This window comes from Paenibacillus sp. 1781tsa1 (assembly GCF_024159265.1).
Classification (GTDB): domain Bacteria; phylum Bacillota; class Bacilli; order Paenibacillales; family Paenibacillaceae; genus Paenibacillus.
Genome location: NZ_JAMYWY010000001.1, coordinates 3,152,619 through 3,172,290, shown reverse-complemented (window position 1 = coordinate 3,172,290; position 19,672 = coordinate 3,152,619). Strand labels below are relative to the sequence as shown.

Sequence of the window (19,672 nt, the reverse complement as noted above, 5' to 3'; positions counted from 1 at the left end):
TGCTCCTCCCCCATCAATCAGGTGTTCGCTTGATTCTTTCGAAAATGTGCCCACCCTTTCTTCAGCCATGCGACACCGTAGATCATAGCCGGAAGGATCAATAAAATGCTGATCGTATACAAGTTAGCTGAAGGCCCAATCAGACTGGATGCACCCGATCCGCCGGACACAACCCAGTAGGCATATACCATGCATAGAAACGAAAGCGGCACAACGACGGGTTTGTAATCGTTCAAACCGAACCATTCTGCTGTGGATGTCGCAAAAATATAAAGAAAAACAGAAATTTTGACGAAGATTCCAAAAATCCAAACCGCAATAATCAGGGATTCAATATGTTGCAGAAAGTCTGCAATGGTTATGTATCTTGCGGCAATCATAACCGGATATACAAAGCTATCCGTCAGATCTCCAATTAAAAACAGGCAAAACAGATTGATTACCGTCATTGCGGTTGTCGTTAGTATAAGGGAACCCAACATAACTCGTGTTGTGCGTTTTCTACGATTGACATAAGGAAGCAAGAAGGCAATTACGATGTATTCACTAAACCATGCAGCAGGAGCAAGGGCTCCTTTAATGCTAGGTAGGGGTCCGTTCTCCATGAAAGGGAATAACTCCGCTGGATTCAGTTCCCCGATCAATAGAATGAAGATTAGACTAAGCAACACGATAAGGAGGGTCACAAAGATTTGAGACGTGCGCCCAACTACTTCGATTCCTAGTCTGACATTAAGCGCACACACCGCAACCATCGTCCCCATTACAACGAATAGCGGAGTCCGCGGAAGTGCATTGTTAACAATGAATTCACCGTACGTCCGTATAATCAAGCCCGTCAAATGGGGCAAAAAAATGATATACACCAATCCTATTAATTTTCCAGAGATACGCCCCGCAATCGATACACTCGATTGAATGAGCGTTTTTCCGGGGTACAGGCGATCCAGTCCTATAGAGATCGCTACCGCTGCAAAACCAATAAGAGAGCCTATAATGGGAGAGAGCCACATGTCATGACCTGCATAATGCATTGTAATTCCAGGAACAGACAAGATGGCTGTTGCGAGAATGGCAGGAAAGATCATGAATGCCAATTGAGTTTCCGATATTTTTCCTTTGTCAGTTAACATGTGTAATCCCGCTCCCTTGATTGCTTGAGTATGAATTGTTCTAGTCCGGTTTGTTCCTTGGTGCTGGACGCCACCATACATCCTTGAGTTCCTTGCTCATCGTAGGGGCTACTGGTGACAGATAAGGTGTTCCGAATGAACGAAGACTGCTCAGATGAATGACAACCAGGATGACTCCCAACATGACACCTGTGAGTCCCAGCGTTCCCGCCAGAAACATCATAGGAAAACGCAGTAATCGGGTCGCGATGCTGGCAGCGTAGCGAGGAATCATGAAAGAAGCGATACCGGTTATCGCAACAATGATAATCATGGGGGCTGACACAATTCCGGCACTCGTCGCCGCTTGACCAATAATTAAGGCTCCCACGATACTGACCGCTGATCCGACCTGCTTCGGCAAACGGACGCCAGCCTCCCGCAGTGCTTCAAAGGCGATTTCCATAATGAGAGCTTCTACCAATGCAGGAAAAGGGATCTCTTCTCTCGCCCGTGCAATACTGAGAAGTAATACGGTAGGAATCATCTCCTGATGAAACGTCGTAATCGCTACATAAGCCGATGGAAGCAGCATGGATAACACAAAAAAAATGTATCGCAGCCAGCGTACAAAAACACTCATAAACACATTTTGATAATAATCTTCGGGGGATTGTAACATGGAAAAAATGGTCACTGGTGCGATAAGGGTGAACGGCGTTCCATCAACGAGAATAGCAAAGCGCCCTTCCAGCAAGTTGGAAGCTACCACATCCGGACGCTCTGTCGCAATCATCTGTGGAAATGGGGAGTATCGCTGGTCAACAATGCCTTCTTCAATGTACTGACTCTCCAGTACGTCTCGGAGCTTTAAATCAGCAAGTCGTGTCTGCACTTCCTTGACAAGTTTGGGGTCAATAACCCCTTCCATGTATACAAGTGAAATACTGGTGTTAGTTCGATCTCCCATGTTACGTGTATGAATCTTCAATGCAGGTGTCTTGAGACGTTTGCGCAGAAGAGACATATTCATGGTCAACGATTCTGTGAATCCATCTCGTGCACCGCGCACGGTCGATTCAGCTAACGGTTCCTCGGTTGAACGATTTTCAGCTTTGTATAGAGGGTATGTAGTTCCAATCATTGAACCTTCCAGCAGTAACAAAGCTTCCCCCTCTAATATCGCCTGCACCGCCTGAGTGGTTGTTTCAACACTCTTAACTGAAGCCAGGGGAGCCTGTGCAGCTTCAATCCCCATTTCCTGAAGGGGTGTTAGTACCTGTCTCTCAAGCCGTTCTGTATCGCATAAACCCACACAATATACGCATAGCGCTGAAGTATGACATGCGGTTTGGAATGTATGAAACACAACATCCGAGCAACCTGCAAAAACGGAGCTTAACATTTCTTGATCAACAGCAAGATGTCCGGTTAACGGCAGGTTCTGTTGTGTTATCAGTGATGTGTCCATACTGCCCTCCCCTTTCTGTGCATGCTGCGTCCAGATATTCTCAGTTAAAGGTATCCTTTACTTATAAGTTGGGATATATACGCAAAATAGTGAATAGCAAAAAGAGCCGCCCTCTTGAGCGACCCTGATGATATAGAATGCTGTACATTCCTATGAATACGGATATCTTGCTCTTTACGATACCCTATTTTCTAGTTATCACTATCCTTTCACAGCACCCAAAGCAACACTTCCGATAATCTGTTTGGAAAATACAGAGAATACAACAATAATAGGCAGAATTGAGATTGCTACTCCCAAATACAAGAGCCCATAATCCATCCCATAGTAACCCTGCACTAACGCAACCAGTACTGGAAGCGGATATTTATCCAGGGAGAAAAACAGAACAAGCGGTGTTAGAAAATTATTCCACGAACCAATAAACGTGAAGATGCCAAGGGCTGAGATTGCCGGCCCCAGAATAGGCAATACAATCTGATTGAACGTCCGGAACTCACCGGCACTGTCCACACGTGCAGATTCAATAATCTCATCCGGGATACTGCTCTCCATGAACTGTTTGATAAAGAATACATTAAACGCGTTAGCCGCAGCCGGCAAAATAATCGCCGCATAGCTGTCCAGAAGCCCCAACATACTGAATAGGCGATATACCCCAATCAGGGCCAGCTGGCCCGGCACCATCATGGTCGCTAACAGAAACAGGAATAACCAGTTCCGTCCTTTGAATTTGAATTTGGCAAAACCATACGCGGTCAAAGCACCAATATACAGAGATAACACCGTTGATGATCCAGCAATGAATATACTGTTGGCAAACCCACGCCAAATGTTGATTTTCGATACCATGTTCATATAATTATCGACTAAAAACGATCCGGGAAGAAAGGTGAATGTTGAAGCAATCGTTGCATTGTTATGTGTTGAATAGATGAGCATCAGATAGAATGGAATTATGCACAGCACGGCAAGACCAATCAATAACAGATAGATGATGATCTTGCCTGCTGTCAGCCTCCTTGTAGTGGCATATTGCTGAATCGCTGCATTTGGTTGTTCAACTGATTTTGCAGTTTGCATGAGAACTCCCCTCCCTATGAACGGCTCTTCCGCTTGGTCATGATGAAGGATGCAACGGACAACAGTATGATGATAATAAACAGACAAAATGCGATTGCAGCGCCGTAACCAAAACGAGTGCTCTGAAATGCGACATTATAGAGATACATAATGCTTGTCATAGCTGCCCTGTCAGGACCACCATTGCCATTGGTTAATGTAAATGGCTGATCAAAAATCTGAATGCCACCAATAATGGACGTAATCATCTGAAACAAAATAATCGGACGGAGCATTGGCACGATGATATGAATGAAAATATGTTTCTTTTTCGCTCCATCCATCTGGGCAGCCTCCAGTAGCGACGGGTCGATCCCCTGAAGACCTGCGAGGTAGATGACCATGGAATAGCCAAAGTATTGGAAAAAGAGAATCGAGGACACAATCAGACGCATAAACCACGGATCATTTTTCCAGTTAATTGGATCTTGTATGATTCCGGTTTGCACCAAAAAATGATTCAGTCCCCCGGATTGCCAGTCAAAGATCAGGCTGACAAGCAACCCAAGGGATGCAGCCGTTACGATATTCGGAAAAAAGTATACGGCCCTGAAAAAGTCCCGTCCTTTGAGCAGCTTATCATTCAAAATAAAGGCCAACACCAGGGAGATCGTCAGCTGCGGAACGACAGATACGCCCCAGATGAATAACGTATTAAACAAGGTTTTGTAGAACAACGGGTCTTGTAGTACGGCCACGTAGTTACCGATCCCTACAAAGTCAGGCGTCGTGATGCCATCAAAGTTGGTGAAACTGATATAGAGCGAATATAAAATGGGATAAAGCCCAAAAATGGTGAAAATAATAAAGAACGGAGCAATGAAGTAGTAGCCGTAATGGTCCTTGCGAATCGTTTTGGCAAACATGTTCTATCCCCCCCAGTTATCATCGGATGTGTGATGTGTATAACCATCGCTTACTTCGAGGGCGTATCTGAAAACTCCGAAGAAAGGGTTTCAGACACGTCCTAAGCTAATCCACTTCCAGCTCCGGAAATCTCAAGGTGACATCACGTTTGATTCGCTTTACGACTTCTTCCTTGGTCTGAATGTCCTTGTTGAGATACAACTGGAGCACATTCTTGTAGATATCATTGTTAATAATCGCATCATATTTGGTGCGTTCGTATACAGGAATCCGTTTCGCAGCCTCCGAGAAAAATTCGAAATGCTTCTGTCCTCCCAAATAGGACGATGAGAGAGACGGAGCAAGTTCATCATTCACAACCATGTTGCTCGTGAAATAATCCTGCTCTTTCGCGAGCTCCGACAGAAAATCATGGTTAAAGTTATAGAACTCGATAAACTTCCAGGCGAGATCTTTTTTGTCACTTTTACTATACATCGCTATATAAGTTCCGCCTGCACTAAACGCTGAAGGTCCCTGTGCCAAGCCCCATAAGCCTTCGGTATCCGGGGCATTTGCCTTGAACGTAAATTGCAGGGCCCAGGTTGCCCCGGGATAGAACATGACCTCTCCTTTTTGCATGGATGCAGCGTAACCTGCACTTCCATCATCATACTCGGCAAGTACTTTCCGCTCACGTGCTTCACGTACAAGATCGAGCACTTTCAAGTAGGTTGGATCGATGACGAGTTTGCCGTCCTTCACCCAAGGTATACCATCATATGAATTCGATATCGCATTCCAATTCGCCAATGCATGTACTTTATTCCCGCTTAGTTGCTGCACGTTCTCTCCAATCTCGAAGATCTTCTCCCATGTATCGATCTGTGAACCCACTTTCTCAGGATCATCGGTGCCCAGATATTTCTTTGCCAAATCCCGACGATAATAGATGCCCCCTGGTGTTCCCTGATAACCTATCGCTCTGACATTTCCTTCGCTGTCCTTTTCATTGGCCTGCACAAAAGCATATTGTTCTTGGATAAGTTCATTGGCGTTATACGGCGAAGCTGATAGATTCTCCAGATAAGGAACGTCAATCAGTTCTCGAATATTCGCATTTTCAATCATAAATACATCTGGAGCCTTCGAGGTTGTCTGTAGCGCAGATTTCAGCTTGGTGATATAGAAATTACCGGGAATGTTGACAAAGTTCACTTTGATGTCAGGATATTGCTGTTCGAATTTCTCGATGGCATATCCTGCTTCATCGGTAAAACTCCACACGGTAATCTCCTGTTGCTTGCTTTGATTGGATGGACTGAATTGACAACCAGCTAACAACAGTGCTGCACATACAAATACAATAGTTGGCTTAAACCACTTCTTCATAGGCCCCCTCCTTCAAAAAGGAAACGCTTACAATTTATTAGAGTATATTGATTTTGGAGAGGGCTTTCTCCACAAATATTGTGCATTACCCTCCATATTTTGTGATATTCCTACGGTGTTTCTTACGAAATTCGGAGGGTGTGCAGTCATTATATTTTTTGAAAAGGCGGTTATAAGAGTTTACATTGTTGAACCCATGTCCGATCGCAATCTCCAGAATGGTATCCTGACGGAACAATAAGGCCCACTCTGATTTGATAATTCGAAAGTGATTCAAGTATTCCATCAGTGTTACGCCCTTAATCTCTTTGAATAGCTTGCAGACATGGAACTTGCTGAACTTAATATGTTCCGCCACCTGTTCCAGCTTGATCGGTTCAGCATAGTGCTCCTCCAGGTATTCACAGACCGATTCAAGGAATTCAAATTTTTTGGAAGAAGTGCAGGGCCATCCTGAAGATGTTGATTCCTCGGTGGTAACCGGTACGATTGTACGTAGTAAAAGTATGATGAGATCATATAATCTGGACACCATTAACCATCGATATCCCGGCTTCTGATTTTTCTTCTCGGTAATGATGACATCTATATAATGAGCCAGATTGCTCTGACTTCCCGTATTCGAGGGAATAACTGTTGTTTTGTTGAAAAGTTGTCCGAGATCCTGAATTTCGGCTTCGGTCGTGAAACTTCCCGTTAACAATTCGAGTCGGAACAAGATAATGGTTAGCTGTTCAGTCCCCGGAAAAAAGCAGTGCACATCCCCTGGTTTGATCAGCAGCACATCCCCTTTTTCCAACTCACAAACGTGGTCGTTCACGCCAATTCTGGCGCTCTTACCATTGACAAGAATCAGTTCAACCTCATCATGCCAGTGTGCGGCATAATTGAACTGATTTCCTGTGTGAATTACCCGAATGGGAAAACCTTCTTGCATATGACCTGTCTCCAAAAAAGTGGGTACGCCCATCGTATCACCCTCCATTTATTTCCAAAGAAAAAAACTCCTCGTCTTTATATTATGCACAAATGGCTACTCTCCTTTCTTTTTAAGTATTTAAAATTCTATAGAATGGAAAAAACTCCTCAACTCAGGTTGAGGAGTCGAACAGAATCACGTTCCACGCATTGGATGTCCAGTGTATATAACGTCTCTACGATCTCTCCATTCAGCAGTTGGAAGAGAACATGACCTGCAAGCTGGCCTGCATCCCTCTTCGGCTGACGAAAGGTGGTTAGTGGTGGATTCATATACTGAGATGCAGGTATATTGTCAAAACCAATTATGGATAACTGCTCAGGAATTGAAATATCATGCTCCCTGAAGGCTTCCAAGCCGCCGATCGCCATTTCATCATTAGCAAAGAAAACAGCGGACGGTAACTCTCCTTCAAGCAGTTTCTTGGCTGCAATGTAGCCATCTTGCTTCATGTATTGTCCGCCAATTTTCCATTCGGGGTTCTCTTCAATGCCTGCCTCCTTCAAGGCTTTCAAATAACCCTGATAACGATGGAGATTACATTCCGATTGTGACGGACCACTAATATAAGCTATTGTCCGGTGACCTTTATCGATCAGATAACGGGTAGCCAAGTAACCGCCTTGCGTATCACTCATCAAAACCTTTACAATATGTTGAGCATCCAGATCCCGATCCATGACGACAATCGGAAATCCTGCTTCAGATGCTTCAATAAGCAATTGATCTTGAATATTCTGAGCGATAACAATAGCTCCATCAATTCTTCTTTCTCGGATGTATCGATGGGCTGTTGATTTCTCTCCACCCAACGAACTACATACAATCATATCGTATCCATGACTCATGACGACCGTTTCTATTCCGTTCACCAAATCCGAGAAATATGGACTGGACATGTCATGGACAATAACACCAATGGTTTGTGTACTATTTCGTTTTAATTCAGATGCAGGACCATGCCTAACGTACTTGAGTTGGCTCGCTGCCTCAAGTACTCGGAGTCTTGTCGGCTCACTTACATTCCCTTTGTCGTTGAGAACACAAGATACGGTCGAGCTGGCTACACCCGCCATCTTGGCTACATCTTTAATCGTTATCATCTTATATACTCCTCAAAGACAGTTTCATCTGTTTATTTCATTATGGCAGTAACACAGCAATACACACCGGACTGTTCACTAGCATTTTAACACGTCAGTCCAGTCATGTCTCTTTCCAAGGCATCGACTACGAAAAAGACATATTTAAGAAACCGAGGTGCCTTCATGAGATTCAGTGAATATGTATTAGGTCAGCGCTACGAAACCACATCCTTGGCATTGTCCAAGAGCGATATTATCGAGTTTGCCACAATCTATGATCCACAGTACATGCATTTGGATGAGGAAAAGGCCAAGCAAGGCCGCTTTGGCGGTTTAATTGCTTCTGGCATGCAAACGATGAATATCTCCTTCAAATTATGGATTGAGGTCGGGGTCTATGGAGAACATGTCGTGGCGGGAACCGGAATGAATAACATTCAATTTCTGAAGCCTGTCTATCCGGATGATGAACTTCATGTCATCGCAGAAGTCATTGGATTGACACCCAGACGAAAAGGAAACGGGATTGTTACCGTGCTGCTGAGTACATTCAATCAGAAGAATCAAAAGGTTTTTCAGGCAGAATTAAGTGCATTAATCGATAATTAAGGGCTCCGAAAGGCCAAAAAGAAGCCGCCAATGGGCGACTTCTCATGGATATATTGCGTTTTGTCATATCAAGCGTTGTAGCCCTTCAATACCTGCCCCAAAATCTCTACACCCTTGATAATCTGTTCGTCTGACGGAGTTGAAAAATTAAGTCTGATGGCATTACAAGGGTCTTGCTCGTTCACAAGGAATGCATTTCCCGGTACAACCGCAACCCCTTGAGCTGCCGCTGTCTTGGCATAGTCAAGCATTGGCACATGTGCTGGCAGGTCACACCAGAGGAACAGTCCACCATCCGGTTGAGTATAGGTAATGGACTCACCCATATGCTCTTGCAGCTTGTCCATCATCAATGTTGCTTTTCTCCGATATACCTCACGAATGCTGTTAATGTGGCCCGCGTAGTCATACTCTGTCATGAACTTGTATGCGAGAATCTGTGGAAGCATGGCTGTATGTACGTCTTCTCCCTGTTTGGCAACAACCATCTTCTCCACAACTTCATGTGGCGCTTGTACAAAACCAACGCGCAGTCCCGCCGACAAAATTTTGGAGAATGATCCAACATAGATGACCAGACCCTCATCATCCATAGACTTGATGGTTGGCACATCGTCTCCATTGAATCGAAGTTCTCCGTAAGGATTATCTTCCAAAATCATAACGCCATACTTCTTAGCCAACTCGTATATGGCCTTACGTTTCGCAAGACTCGTCGTTACACCGGTAGGATTCTGAAAACTTGGGATCACATAGATCAGTTTCACATTGGGCTCCGTCTGCAGCGCCTGTTCCAGCTTCTCAATATCCATGCCATCCATCTCCATCGGAACACCGGCAAGCTTTGCACCGGATGCCCGGAAGGAGTTCAGGGAGCCGATGAAGCTCGGACTCTCACAGATAATCGTGTCCCCTTCATTACAGAACACTTTACAGGCAAGTTCAATCCCCTGCTGCGCTCCAGATACAATGAACAATTGATCGGATGGCTTACCCGTATCAAAACCTGTCTTCAGATGTTGCGTCAATGCTTCCCTGAGGGGAACATACCCTTCTGTAATTCCATATTGCAGAGCCGTGACCGGGTCTTGCTCCAGGATGGTTTGGGTGAACGTGCGAATCGCCTCAATAGGAAAGGTTTCCGGAGCGGGGTTTCCCGCAGAGAATGGAATCACATTTTGTCCCGAAGAAGCCTTCAGAATCTCACGAATAATGGATGGTTGCAGTGCTGCGATACGATTGGAAAATGAATAGTTCATCTTAAATAGTGCCTCCCGACATTTCATCTGACTTAGTTCTCTATCGTTACATTAGATTCTATTATACGAGCATTTCCCGAATTTCCAAACTGTCTCCACAAAATTAATGTTTATACACCAAAAAAGAGGCCGCCTTTAGCAACCTCTTTCGCATCAGTATTGAGCAAAGTTTCAATGGATTAGCGCGCTGCGTTCATCTCGGATAACCGTGTGGCCTTCACGACATAAGCAGCTAAACCGGGGATCATCCGAGCCAGACCAGGATAGAATTTATTGGTTTTGGCAAAAGCCAGCTTTTGAATTCTTCTTGCGCGTCTGAGCAATTGGGTGAATTCACGGCTTGCTTCCAGCGTGTAATTACTCTGCCAATCGGCATGTTCAATGTCGCCTTGCAGGTACTTGTCAGTCCACCTCGCACACAGGAGTGAGGAGCGGAGGGCAATGGACATTCCGTCCCCACATAAGGGCGGTATCATCAGCATGGCATCTCCAATATGCGGATATTGGGACCACGGTTCAGGAACATTGGACAGATGCAGAGGCGCAATCGACACTTGCGTTCCGTCAACAGGCTTTCCTCCGGCTAAACGGGCTGCCAAACTCACGTTGGTCAGGGATGCCGCCTGTAAAATATCGTTTACAGACTTGCCGCTTCCCTGTACGGTATCCAGTGTCAACAATGCGGCGACATTCACAATGCCATTCTCAATCGGGGAAATCCCCACATAGCCACCCTCGCAAAAATATAATTCTACCCGTGCGGGAATCTCGATTCCGCTGAAGTGGGATTTAACCCCAACATATACGGTTTGATCCCGCAGATCAGGTGCGGAAGCCATCCCACGCGGTTTCTTGGTACCATGTGCTCCGATGACGGCTTTGGCTCTGTAGCTCATCCGCTCATCTCCCTGTTTCACCTGAACCTCATAACTGGCATCATCAAGCTGCTCGATACTCGTTATGGTCGCTTTGGTAACAATCTGGGCTCCGGCCGCCAGAGCCTTCTGATGCAAAATCTGGTCCAGCTCATATCGACTTATGCCATATGCGAATCCCGGCAGCGGTGCTTCGATCACTCCGCCTTGTGGCATAACGATTTTGGCATGATCCATAGTGCTGGGTTTCTTCGTCTGGTCCAGAAGGTGAATGTCCAGAACCTCCAGCATCTCCTTGGTTTCGGGTGACATGAACTCACCGCAGGTTTTGTGCCGAGGGAACTCTTGGCGATCCAGCAAAAGGGTCCGATGACCTTTTCCTGCCAGTTGCATCGCACACGTACTCCCGGCAATTCCGGCTCCGATGACAATTACATCTATCGATATCGACACGTAAGATCACCTGCCTTTCGTGGGAATGACAACAGAGTAACGGAATAAAGGCTTCCATTCATAAGTCATCGTATCATGATTTAGCCGTTGTTTCAGTTCCTTCCAATCCCTGCCTGTAAAGCCTTTGGCTACGGAAAGAGGCCCATCATGACGAATGTACCGATTGCGCGAGATCATTCGTGTTGTAATCCAGACCGCTTTATAGGATACCGGATGGCGGTGAATATCATTAATGACGACACCATATCTCGATGCTCGCAGCATATGAGAAACCATATCAACCAACTGATCTCCGTCAAAATGATGCACAAACTGGGAACCTGTCACAATATCTGCGGAAGCATCCGGCAGTTGTGTAAGATCGGCGCGTTGTACCCGGACTCGGGGTTCGTCACGGAATAGTTGTCTTGCTTCCTCACACGCCTCTTCCGTCAGATCAACCAATGTAATTTTCAACTGAATGCCCTGGCGATCTGCCCATTGCAGCAGTTTCTGGTTCACATCCCCTGAACCTGCCCCCACATCTAGAAGAGACAGTTTATTTGGCCTGCCGACAGATTTCCATAACTTCTCTACACCAGCCAGCGTTGGGCCGGGTGCTGCGAATATTTTGTTAAGACGTCTCAGATGTCTGAGTGCTTCACGCAGCTCCTCCCCTCCCATAGAGAAGTCATCCATCAGTTCCTCTTCCTTGGCCCGAAAAGACAATGTTCTAAAGAAAGACATGTTCGTGGTCCTCCATCACTGAAGATAATGAGGGTACATAAGTGAATTTCATCAACTCTGCGGTGAGTCCCGGACCAAATGCCATGGCTACCCCATCTGTGGAGGATTGACCCTGCGCCTTCATGTCCTCACGCATCGCATTCAGTACAAACAGGATCGTGTTGGAAGACAGGTTACCATACGTTCTAAGGATCTCCCTGCTATACTTCGTTTGTTCATCTCTCAGCTTCATTACATTCTGCACAGTGTCCACAATCCCGCGTCCTCCCGGATGAATGGCCCACAGTTCAGGAAGCTGTTCACTTTGCAATAAAAGACGAAGTTCCTCTTCCAGATGAACACCGAGCAGCTTCGGAATACGAGGTGATAGATACAGGTCATACCCCAGGTTCCCAACCTCCCAAGTCATATCTTCAGTTGAATCCGGAAGAAGCACAGAATAACCCGTACCCAGGCTCAAATAATTCTTGTGCTGAGGTTCTGGTGTACCCACTACACAGGAAGAAGCAGCGTCTCCGAAGAATGAAGCCGCAAACAGCGCTTCCCGATCTTGCACCGGCTGAAAATGTATTGTGCACAACTCTACACAGACCACAAGTACCTGTGATCCCGCAGCACCCTGCACGACATCTCGTGCCATCTGAATGGCTTTCAACCCTGCGGCACAACCCTGAAAGATCAGCGGCAGTCGGTTAACACGGTCAGACAGACCCAAGTGACGGATGAGCATTACATCAAGACCTGGCAGATATTGACCGGTGCAGCTGACCGTGATAATATGCGTGATGCTCTTGGGAGATACGCCTGAATCCTTCAGGGCTTTCTCGGCCGCCTCGATCCCAAGCGGAAGCGCCTCTCGCTTGTATGTATTCATTCTTTCTTCGGTTGTAGGGACGTCTGATCTGCCCTCAGAGGGCAGATAACGGCATTCTTGGAGTGAACCCAGATAGCTCGGTTCTACGGTATATCGAGTTTCAACACCACAGGACTTGAATATTCGCCTGGCAAAACGGGCCAAATCTGGCCGATCCTGAAGAGAAGAAGCGATTAGTTCTGCAATATCTGACTGTGCTACGGGGTAAGCAGGTAGAGCCGTTCCCATGCCCAGAATGGCGATATCGGATGGACTGTTATATTGGTTCATCATAAACCTCCTGGTATCGGTTATTATTTCCTCTAATTAACAACTCTTACCCTTAACGATATCGTTATAATCTCAAGAAGGCTCCTTATCCAGTTTATTAACACATCCGCAAGATCAGAAGCTTGGTTTCACCAAGCGATTGAAGCAATCAGATTACTGAGCCAAAAAAAGCCGCCATTAGGCGACTTCAAGGTAACTTTTTAAACAACTTGCTCAAATGATATCTAACCACTTCTTAGTTCTTTCTACACGTCATTTTGATGTACTTTATTTGGAAAATGCTTCTCTGATCTTGTCACTCATTCGGTACCAGGCATCCTCAGCCATCTGAAGATCGCCAAAGTGCGTAAATCCATGAGCAGCTCCCTCATACTCTTTAAGAGTCACCTTCACACCGCTATCTTCCAGCCTTGCTGCATATGTTCTTGCTTATTGGGCCAGTGAATCATTCTCGGCGGTAATGATCAACGCTTCCGGAAGACCCTGGAATGATGTCGCAAGAACAGGCGATGCTAATGGATCATGGGCATCTTCTGGCGTTTTAAGGTACATGGCATTGAACGTTCTGGCGATATCGGCTGGAATGGCTTCTTCATAACTCGGTTTCTCGGCCGGATCTGTAGCCACATCCAATACGGCATAATCGATAACCTGGAGTACAATCGGCAGCTTGCTTCCACGTTGCTGATTCAGTAAACACACTGCTGCAGCAAGATTACCCCCAGCACTATGCCCACCAATGGCGAATAGAGACGGGTTCACCGAGAAGGATTCCGGATTGCCGTGGACCCACTTAACAACGTCGTAACATTCATGAACTGCGGTTGGAAATTTGTGCTCTGGTGCAAGACGGTAATCGATATTCATGACCACACAATCAGCACGATCAGCAATCAGACGACACCATGGATCATCCATCTCTGCTTGTCCGAGGATAAAACCACCCCCATGCATATTGAAGAAGACCGGCAGAGGTACGGAATGATCCCGATCCGGAGTATACACAAGTACACGCGTATCACCTTTCGTCGTAGGAATCATGACTTCTTCTACGGTGACAGCATACGTGGAACTGGGTTGCAGAGCTGCATCTGTACCGACGGCATTTTGACGCATTTGTTGTACCATGGCAAGTTGTTGTTGTTGATCCATAGATATCACTCCTTATTATGATTACCGATGAGTTCCAGCAATCTCAGACTCAGACTTGGATGATAATCTTCCTCTTTTATCTTACTTATCGTCGTTTCCATTCTCCTGCTCCATACTGGACTGATTTGTCTTGTGGAACATCATCCAGACCCCCATCAGACAAAATAAAACGCTGCACCCCATGCCAAACAGGCTACTGGTTTTTAATGCAAGAGGTGAAGCTTGCATGGTAAGCAGTGTCGCTTGAGTCACGACAATGGACACCATGGCATCGGTGAAGTTAATCATTTTCAATGTAGATATAATCGGGTTATGGAGTTGACGGTTAGCCCAGGTACCCTGTATGGCAAAAGCCAGTTTGGTAAAAGCGACTGCAGCTACGATGTATACAATGCCGCCGCTATATATGAAGGCATCGCCAATCAGATACATTCGCAGGCAGACGATTGAATAAGACACACCCAGTAAACACAGCAAAAGACCTCCACGCTTATACACCGCAAGCTCCAACGAATATCTGTTTCGGGGAGACGCTATTCCTTTGGCAACTTTATACTGATGAAGGACCTGTCCTTTGGCTACACACAGAATCAGATAATACACAGCATTCGTAATGAACCATCCGGAAAGGAGATATAACCCCAGGATTAACTTGCCTATACCGATCAAGGCATTGATGACAAGGGATGCAGCGTTGATCATGAAGGTAACGATCCCACACGGATCTCATGTATGTCTTCATTTCCATATAATATTCAATCTACTTAGCGAGCAGACCATTGGCCTTGATATCTACGAAATGCCTCACGATTCGACCAGAGATTCCCGAACCCTTTTCGGAAGGGATTGGATAACCATATCATAAGAGTGATCGATCATGACGTAGACATCCTCATCTGACATGGAACCATCCAGCGTAATGGTATTCCAGTGTTTTTTGTTCATATGATATCCTGGTTGAACCGCTTCATGCTGCTCTCTTAGATTCTCTGCAATATTCGGGTCACATTTTAAGTTCAAGCGACAGTTCTTTTCTTTGTTTTCAAAAATAAGCGCGAACATCTTACCTGCAACCTTGATCACGACTGGATCAGGTCCAAATGGATAATCCTTGATCGCACCTTTCTTGTTCAAACTGTATTTAATTATCGTATCCTTCAAGTCAGTACCTCCCTTTCACCAGTGGACAATATAATGATACCGAATGTAAGTTCGTATGTAAATAAGCTCTCTACACCTAATAAAAACCTCCTCCATAAGAATGGAGAAGGTTTTATCTGGGTTTATTTAGGTCTTAATTGGCTCTGTCATTCCTTGTTTTGCTGCTGCGGCTGAATGAGCCATTATTTGATTTACTGCTACTGCTGTTCGATCTATTGCTACTGCTGTTTGATCGACTGCCATTGGATCTACCGTCGTTTGAACGACTACCGGTCGTTTTGCCACTCTTGGCAAACCACTCGGATTTGGGCTTGCGTGCCGGGTTAGCCTTGGATTTGGCAGGTTTGCCCGCAGCTGATTTGTTAAAGGCAGGTTTACTGCCCGGTGCTTTGTTCGTTTTTTCAAACACAGGAACACCTGTCATCGGATATGGATGACCTTTCACTTCAGGAATCGTCTTCTTGATTACTTTCTCGATATCCTTCAGGAACGGAAGTTCATCCTTCTCACAGAATGAGATCGCCATCCCGCTTTTCCCTGCACGACCTGTACGTCCAATTCGGTGAACATACGTTTCCGGAATGTTAGGCAGGTTAAAGTTGATGACATGTGACAGTTCCTCCACATCAATTCCTCTTGCCGCGATATCCGTCGCCACCAGTACTCGGGTAGCCCCACTCTTGAAATTGTTCAGTGCCCGTTGACGCTCGTTCTGAGACTTGTTGCCATGAATGGCCTGTGCCGTAACATTCACTTTGGCCAAATCACGTGTAACCCGGTCAGCCCCGCGCTTCGTGCGTGTGAACACCAATGCCGTGACGATGGATTTATCCTCCAGAATCTGATTCAACATTTGCTGCTTTTTGCCATTCTCCAGCAAGTATATAGACTGCTCAATGCGGTCTACTGTAGAAGATACGGGTGTGATTTCTACTTTGACTGGATCAACCAGCAGGGTTTTAACCATTTTGGTGATTTCAGGAGGCATGGTAGCTGAGAAGAACAGGGTTTGCTTCTTGTTCGGCATCTTGGCGATAATTCTTTTCACATCATGAATAAAGCCCATGTCCAACATCCGGTCTGCTTCATCCAGAACGAGGATCTCAACCATCTTCAGATCAATACGTCTCTGGTTAATCAGATCGTTCAATCTGCCCGGCGTTGCGATAATAATATCTGCACCTTGATTCAGCGCCCGCTCTTGCACTTTTTGCGAAACACCACCAACGATAGCCGTACAACGAATGTCAGTATACCGACTATATACCTTGATGTTATCCGCGATCTGAATAGCGAGTTCTCGTGTAGGTGTTAAAATCAATGAGCGAATATGTCGTGCGGACTTCGATCCTTGTCCTTTGGATCTTTCGCTTAATAATTGAATGATCGGCACCGAAAATGCTGCCGTCTTGCCTGTTCCTGTCTGTGCACATCCCAGCAGATCTCTGCCAGCTAATACAGCTGGTATGGCCTGTTCCTGTATAGGGGTAGGATTAGTATAGTTTGCTTTGCTTAACCCTTCCATAATAGAGGGGATAATATTTAAGTCGTTAAATGTCATGTTGTCTCCTTCATTTACGCACATCTATCAATAAGACGTATCTTTTATTTCACACGTAACGTATAAGGATACCATTAAAAACGTAATCTGTACATTATCTTTTTAATTCCACTTATTTAACTAACCAATTTAAGACCGACTGCCGATCCGAGCACCATAGCGATAAACAAAATTCTTAGGGCATTTCGAGGTTCTCCGTAAAACACCATACCAAGAATAGCACCTCCGGAGGCGCCGATTCCCGTCCACACGGCATATGCTGTTCCCATCGGAAGTGTTTCCATCGCAAGGGACAGGAACAGGAAGCTTAATCCAAACCCGGCTATCAATAATACCAGTGAAATGAAATTACGGTCTTTGTGCAACTTGTTTATCATAAGCACTCCGATCATCTCAAATACGCCTGCCAAGATAAGAAATACCCAGTTCATTATAGCTGCACCTCCTTATTCTTCTCTTTACTTAGCATTTTAAGACCAATGACGCCGAGTAAAAGTACACCAATGAGTATCATTTTTCCGGTTTGGACATGTGCATTAAACAAAAGAATCTCTGCAAGTACCGTTCCAGCAGTACCCAGGCCAACGAATACTGCGTATACGGTTCCCACGGGCAAGGTACGCGAAGCTGCAATCATTAAGCTGAAACTGATCATAATGGCAACCAGTGTAAGGCTCCATTCCAGCATCCCGCTGGCATGTTTTAATCCAATGACCCAACCCACTTCAAACAACGCAGCAATCACAACCGACATCCACGTTTTATTCATTCCTGTAACTCCCTTTCTTTGATTCATTTTTTTACACCTAGTATGGGTACATTAGCGTAAAAAATAAAAAAAGCCCGGGAAACAAACTGCATATCGCAGTTCATCTCCCAGGCTTTTATCCCTCCGTGGCACAACCAACAGGTTGCGGGTTTTCTCTCGGACCAGACCGACACAACCATCGCGGAACCCTAGAAAACCTGTTTTTATTCTAATGTGTCTCCAATTATACACACTTCTACTATCTTGGCAACCCCGTTAATGTGATCATGCCATTTATCTGATAATCAAACCCATTAATCCTACAAATGTGGCGGCTTGATGTGGTGAGATCACACAACCGTTAAGATCTTCCATGGTTAACACCAAGGAATCAAATTGGCAATCGCTAAGATCCAAATCCTTCATTTTGGTCCCCGTTAAGGAAGCTTGGTCGATGTTACATTGAGTGAACTCCATTTTCTGTAGAGCCAGATAGGCAAAGTCCGCACCAATCAAGGTACATTCCGAGAAGGAGACTTGTTTCAGATGGGCAAAACGGAAATTGCTGTAATCCCCTAGACCATGAAGGAAACTAACATTTTGCAAGCGAGAATTGGAAAAATCAGTTCCGACAAACTTGCAGTTATGCCATTCGATCCGGTGCATGAAGGCACCAGAAAGATTGACATTGGAGAAGTCGCAGTGTTCGAACCGGACATCGGTGAATTCAAATTGTTCCAAGGCAGACTCCGAGATCGTCACATGTCTAAATACAACATTTTCAAAGGACACCTTACTCGCTTCCTGTTGATCCAATGTCATGTTCTCAATCAGTTTGTGTTTGTACTCCACTTTGGATTCGAGAAAACCAATCGTTTCCGGTTCGAGCAACTGCTCCTGAAGCTTGGGTTTGTCCACTTTCACACCGCATTCCCCGATTCCTTAATAGCTACCACTCGCAGTCGGCTTCTATCCAGATACCATTGTCCATCCTGCATCAGTTGTGGCTGTACTTTTTTCTCTACAGCTTCCATAATAACATCCTGTTCCGCAGGTGTGATACCCCTGAATAAATACTCCGCGAAGCTGTCCAACCACTTTCTGGCACCTGGCTTGAACGGGGTAAATTGGTCAACATGCTGGACCAGACTAACTCGAAATCCGTTTTGCTCCAGTAGATTAGCATATTCGCCAATGGTAGGGTGATACCATGGATTCCGACCTTCCCATTCGTATCCACGGGCATGCAGTTCTTCCCTTACCGCTGTTATTAATATAGCCGTGTTACCACTTCCAGCAAACTCAGCCACGAACCGTCCGCCCGTCTTAAGCGCTAAGGATATGGATTGTACTACAGCTGGGGCATCCTTGATCCAATGCAGAACGGCATGAGAGAAGACCGCATCAAACGATTCTTCAGACCGATAATGACAGGCATTAGCGACTTGGATATTCATATCAGGATATTTCTGTTTAGCTTGCCTAATCGTCTCCTCTGAAAAATCAATGCCTGTTGTCAATGCTCCTGCGGCTGCAATTTTGGCTGTCAGATCCCCATTACCGCAACCCACATCAAGGATTCGTTCTCCATGGGACGGCTGGAGCAAGGATAAGATAGGTGTTTCCTGTAACGCTGTAAAAGGAGCAGAATGACCACTCCACGATTCGTTCGTTTGACCGGATGAATGTCCGTTATTCATAGAATATAATCTCCTTCTTAATTAAGGATCTAATGTATCTATGATAACTTTAATATAAGAGAACTGTCAATTTACTTCTTGGAATATTAAAAAAGCCGCCGGGCAAAGTCCTTCAATGCACGTCTAACCCTTCCCTCACTGGTCCCTAATTTCATATCATCCACCCTTCACACACTCCTAGAATTAGTACTGTATGAGGATGATGTCTCCACCTTTTCGGTAACGAGCTCTAACCAGCATGTAAAGTATATATCTCGATGTACGGAATTTTCTTCGA

19 protein-coding genes, 1 pseudogene and 1 riboswitch are annotated in these 19,672 nt (G+C 45.4%); of the genes and pseudogenes, 1 reads left to right on the top strand and 19 read right to left on the bottom strand.

The annotated features are described in order from the left end of the window. Window positions 1-17: 17 nt before the first annotated feature. The 7 genes from NKT06_RS14155 to NKT06_RS14125 form a co-directional block, all read right to left on the bottom strand. On the bottom strand, window positions 18-1,133 hold the full coding sequence (locus NKT06_RS14155; protein ID WP_253435332.1) for a GerAB/ArcD/ProY family transporter: 1,116 nt from the start codon (window positions 1,131-1,133) through the stop codon (window positions 18-20). Window positions 1,134-1,173: 40 nt separating this feature from the next. Then, the gene (locus NKT06_RS14150) at window positions 1,174-2,583 is read right to left on the bottom strand and encodes a spore germination protein (protein WP_253435329.1); all 1,410 of its coding nucleotides are present in this window, start codon (window positions 2,581-2,583) and stop codon (window positions 1,174-1,176) included. A 201-nt stretch (window positions 2,584-2,784) separates the two neighbouring features. Then, window positions 2,785-3,666, bottom strand: a complete 882-nt coding sequence (locus tag NKT06_RS14145; protein ID WP_091016464.1) for a carbohydrate ABC transporter permease — start codon at window positions 3,664-3,666, stop codon at window positions 2,785-2,787. 14 nt (window positions 3,667-3,680) lie between these two features. After that, window positions 3,681-4,571: a carbohydrate ABC transporter permease gene (locus NKT06_RS14140; protein WP_091016465.1), complete on the bottom strand. Its 891-nt coding sequence runs from the start codon at window positions 4,569-4,571 to the stop codon at window positions 3,681-3,683. Window positions 4,572-4,677: 106 nt separating this feature from the next. Beyond that, window positions 4,678-5,943: an ABC transporter substrate-binding protein gene (locus NKT06_RS14135; protein WP_253435326.1), complete on the bottom strand. Its 1,266-nt coding sequence runs from the start codon at window positions 5,941-5,943 to the stop codon at window positions 4,678-4,680. Window positions 5,944-6,028: 85 nt separating this feature from the next. Then, the gene (locus tag NKT06_RS14130; RefSeq protein ID WP_253435323.1) at window positions 6,029-6,913 is read right to left on the bottom strand and encodes an AraC family transcriptional regulator; all 885 of its coding nucleotides are present in this window, start codon (window positions 6,911-6,913) and stop codon (window positions 6,029-6,031) included. Between the two features lie 116 nt (window positions 6,914-7,029). Continuing rightward, window positions 7,030-8,025, bottom strand: coding sequence for a LacI family DNA-binding transcriptional regulator (locus NKT06_RS14125; RefSeq protein ID WP_253435320.1), 996 nt, complete (start codon window positions 8,023-8,025; stop codon window positions 7,030-7,032). A gap of 165 nt (window positions 8,026-8,190) precedes the next feature. On the opposite strand from NKT06_RS14125, the gene NKT06_RS14120 reads away from it, so the two are divergent. Beyond that, window positions 8,191-8,616, top strand: coding sequence for a MaoC family dehydratase (locus NKT06_RS14120; protein ID WP_253435317.1), 426 nt, complete (start codon window positions 8,191-8,193; stop codon window positions 8,614-8,616). 68 nt (window positions 8,617-8,684) lie between these two features. Here NKT06_RS14120 and NKT06_RS14115 read toward each other — a convergent pair whose 3' ends face one another. The 12 genes and pseudogenes from NKT06_RS14115 to NKT06_RS14060 all read right to left on the bottom strand — a co-directional run bounded on the left by NKT06_RS14115 (window position 8,685) and on the right by NKT06_RS14060 (window position 19,395). Beyond that, window positions 8,685-9,875, bottom strand: coding sequence for an aminotransferase-like domain-containing protein (locus NKT06_RS14115; protein WP_253435314.1), 1,191 nt, complete (start codon window positions 9,873-9,875; stop codon window positions 8,685-8,687). 179 nt (window positions 9,876-10,054) lie between these two features. Further along, entirely contained in the window at window positions 10,055-11,203 is a 1,149-nt protein-coding gene (locus tag NKT06_RS14110) for an NAD(P)/FAD-dependent oxidoreductase (protein WP_253435257.1), read from the bottom strand. A 6-nt stretch (window positions 11,204-11,209) separates the two neighbouring features. Beyond that, window positions 11,210-11,929 (bottom strand): SAM-dependent methyltransferase, encoded by a 720-nt coding sequence (locus NKT06_RS14105; protein WP_253435253.1) that lies wholly within the window; start codon window positions 11,927-11,929, stop codon window positions 11,210-11,212. Next, window positions 11,916-13,073, bottom strand: a complete 1,158-nt coding sequence (locus NKT06_RS14100; RefSeq protein WP_253442563.1) for a type III polyketide synthase — start codon at window positions 13,071-13,073, stop codon at window positions 11,916-11,918. The genes NKT06_RS14105 and NKT06_RS14100 overlap by 14 nt, the downstream gene beginning before the upstream one ends. A gap of 267 nt (window positions 13,074-13,340) precedes the next feature. Further along, window positions 13,341-14,225, bottom strand: a pseudogene (locus NKT06_RS14095) (alpha/beta hydrolase). An 81-nt stretch (window positions 14,226-14,306) separates the two neighbouring features. Continuing rightward, the gene (locus NKT06_RS14090) at window positions 14,307-14,927 is read right to left on the bottom strand and encodes a hypothetical protein (protein ID WP_253435245.1); all 621 of its coding nucleotides are present in this window, start codon (window positions 14,925-14,927) and stop codon (window positions 14,307-14,309) included. A gap of 102 nt (window positions 14,928-15,029) precedes the next feature. Next, window positions 15,030-15,386 carry an MmcQ/YjbR family DNA-binding protein gene (locus NKT06_RS14085; protein ID WP_253435242.1) on the bottom strand — a complete coding sequence of 119 codons (357 nt, stop codon included), beginning with the start codon at window positions 15,384-15,386 and terminating at the stop codon, window positions 15,030-15,032. 133 nt (window positions 15,387-15,519) lie between these two features. Further along, entirely contained in the window at window positions 15,520-16,947 is a 1,428-nt protein-coding gene (locus NKT06_RS14080) for a DEAD/DEAH box helicase (protein ID WP_253435239.1), read from the bottom strand. Window positions 16,948-17,063: 116 nt separating this feature from the next. Continuing rightward, window positions 17,064-17,378, bottom strand: coding sequence for a DMT family transporter (locus tag NKT06_RS14075; RefSeq protein ID WP_253435236.1), 315 nt, complete (start codon window positions 17,376-17,378; stop codon window positions 17,064-17,066). Next, window positions 17,378-17,716 carry a DMT family transporter gene (locus NKT06_RS14070; protein WP_253435234.1) on the bottom strand — a complete coding sequence of 113 codons (339 nt, stop codon included), beginning with the start codon at window positions 17,714-17,716 and terminating at the stop codon, window positions 17,378-17,380. Before NKT06_RS14070 ends, NKT06_RS14075 begins: the two co-directional genes overlap by 1 nt. 102 nt (window positions 17,717-17,818) lie before the next feature. Further along, a riboswitch (guanidine-I (ykkC/yxkD leader) is annotated at window positions 17,819-17,919 on the bottom strand. Between the two features lie 70 nt (window positions 17,920-17,989). After that, a complete protein-coding gene (locus tag NKT06_RS14065) occupies window positions 17,990-18,619 on the bottom strand; it encodes a pentapeptide repeat-containing protein (protein ID WP_253435231.1) in 630 nt (209 codons plus the stop codon). Next, window positions 18,616-19,395, bottom strand: a complete 780-nt coding sequence (locus NKT06_RS14060) for a class I SAM-dependent methyltransferase (RefSeq protein ID WP_253435228.1) — start codon at window positions 19,393-19,395, stop codon at window positions 18,616-18,618. Before NKT06_RS14060 ends, NKT06_RS14065 begins: the two co-directional genes overlap by 4 nt. Between the last annotated feature and the right edge of the window lie 277 nt (window positions 19,396-19,672).

Coding starts and splice junctions, on each gene's coding strand:
- NKT06_RS14155 (WP_253435332.1), bottom strand. CDS start 1,133: ATGTTAACTGACAAAGGAAAAATATCGGAAACTCAATTGGCATTCATG.
- NKT06_RS14150 (WP_253435329.1), bottom strand. CDS start 2,583: ATGGACACATCACTGATAACACAACAGAACCTGCCGTTAACCGGACAT.
- NKT06_RS14145 (WP_091016464.1), bottom strand. CDS start 3,666: ATGCAAACTGCAAAATCAGTTGAACAACCAAATGCAGCGATTCAGCAA.
- NKT06_RS14140 (WP_091016465.1), bottom strand. CDS start 4,571: ATGTTTGCCAAAACGATTCGCAAGGACCATTACGGCTACTACTTCATT.
- NKT06_RS14135 (WP_253435326.1), bottom strand. CDS start 5,943: ATGAAGAAGTGGTTTAAGCCAACTATTGTATTTGTATGTGCAGCACTG.
- NKT06_RS14130 (WP_253435323.1), bottom strand. CDS start 6,913: ATGGGCGTACCCACTTTTTTGGAGACAGGTCATATGCAAGAAGGTTTT.
- NKT06_RS14125 (WP_253435320.1), bottom strand. CDS start 8,025: ATGATAACGATTAAAGATGTAGCCAAGATGGCGGGTGTAGCCAGCTCG.
- NKT06_RS14120 (WP_253435317.1), top strand. CDS start 8,191: ATGAGATTCAGTGAATATGTATTAGGTCAGCGCTACGAAACCACATCC.
- NKT06_RS14115 (WP_253435314.1), bottom strand. CDS start 9,875: ATGAACTATTCATTTTCCAATCGTATCGCAGCACTGCAACCATCCATT.
- NKT06_RS14105 (WP_253435253.1), bottom strand. CDS start 11,929: ATGTCTTTCTTTAGAACATTGTCTTTTCGGGCCAAGGAAGAGGAACTG.
- NKT06_RS14100 (WP_253442563.1), bottom strand. CDS start 13,073: ATGAACCAATATAACAGTCCATCCGATATCGCCATTCTGGGCATGGGA.
- NKT06_RS14090 (WP_253435245.1), bottom strand. CDS start 14,927: ATGATCAACGCTGCATCCCTTGTCATCAATGCCTTGATCGGTATAGGC.
- NKT06_RS14080 (WP_253435239.1), bottom strand. CDS start 16,947: ATGACATTTAACGACTTAAATATTATCCCCTCTATTATGGAAGGGTTA.
- NKT06_RS14075 (WP_253435236.1), bottom strand. CDS start 17,378: ATGAACTGGGTATTTCTTATCTTGGCAGGCGTATTTGAGATGATCGGA.
- NKT06_RS14070 (WP_253435234.1), bottom strand. CDS start 17,716: ATGAATAAAACGTGGATGTCGGTTGTGATTGCTGCGTTGTTTGAAGTG.
- NKT06_RS14060 (WP_253435228.1), bottom strand. CDS start 19,395: ATGAATAACGGACATTCATCCGGTCAAACGAACGAATCGTGGAGTGGT.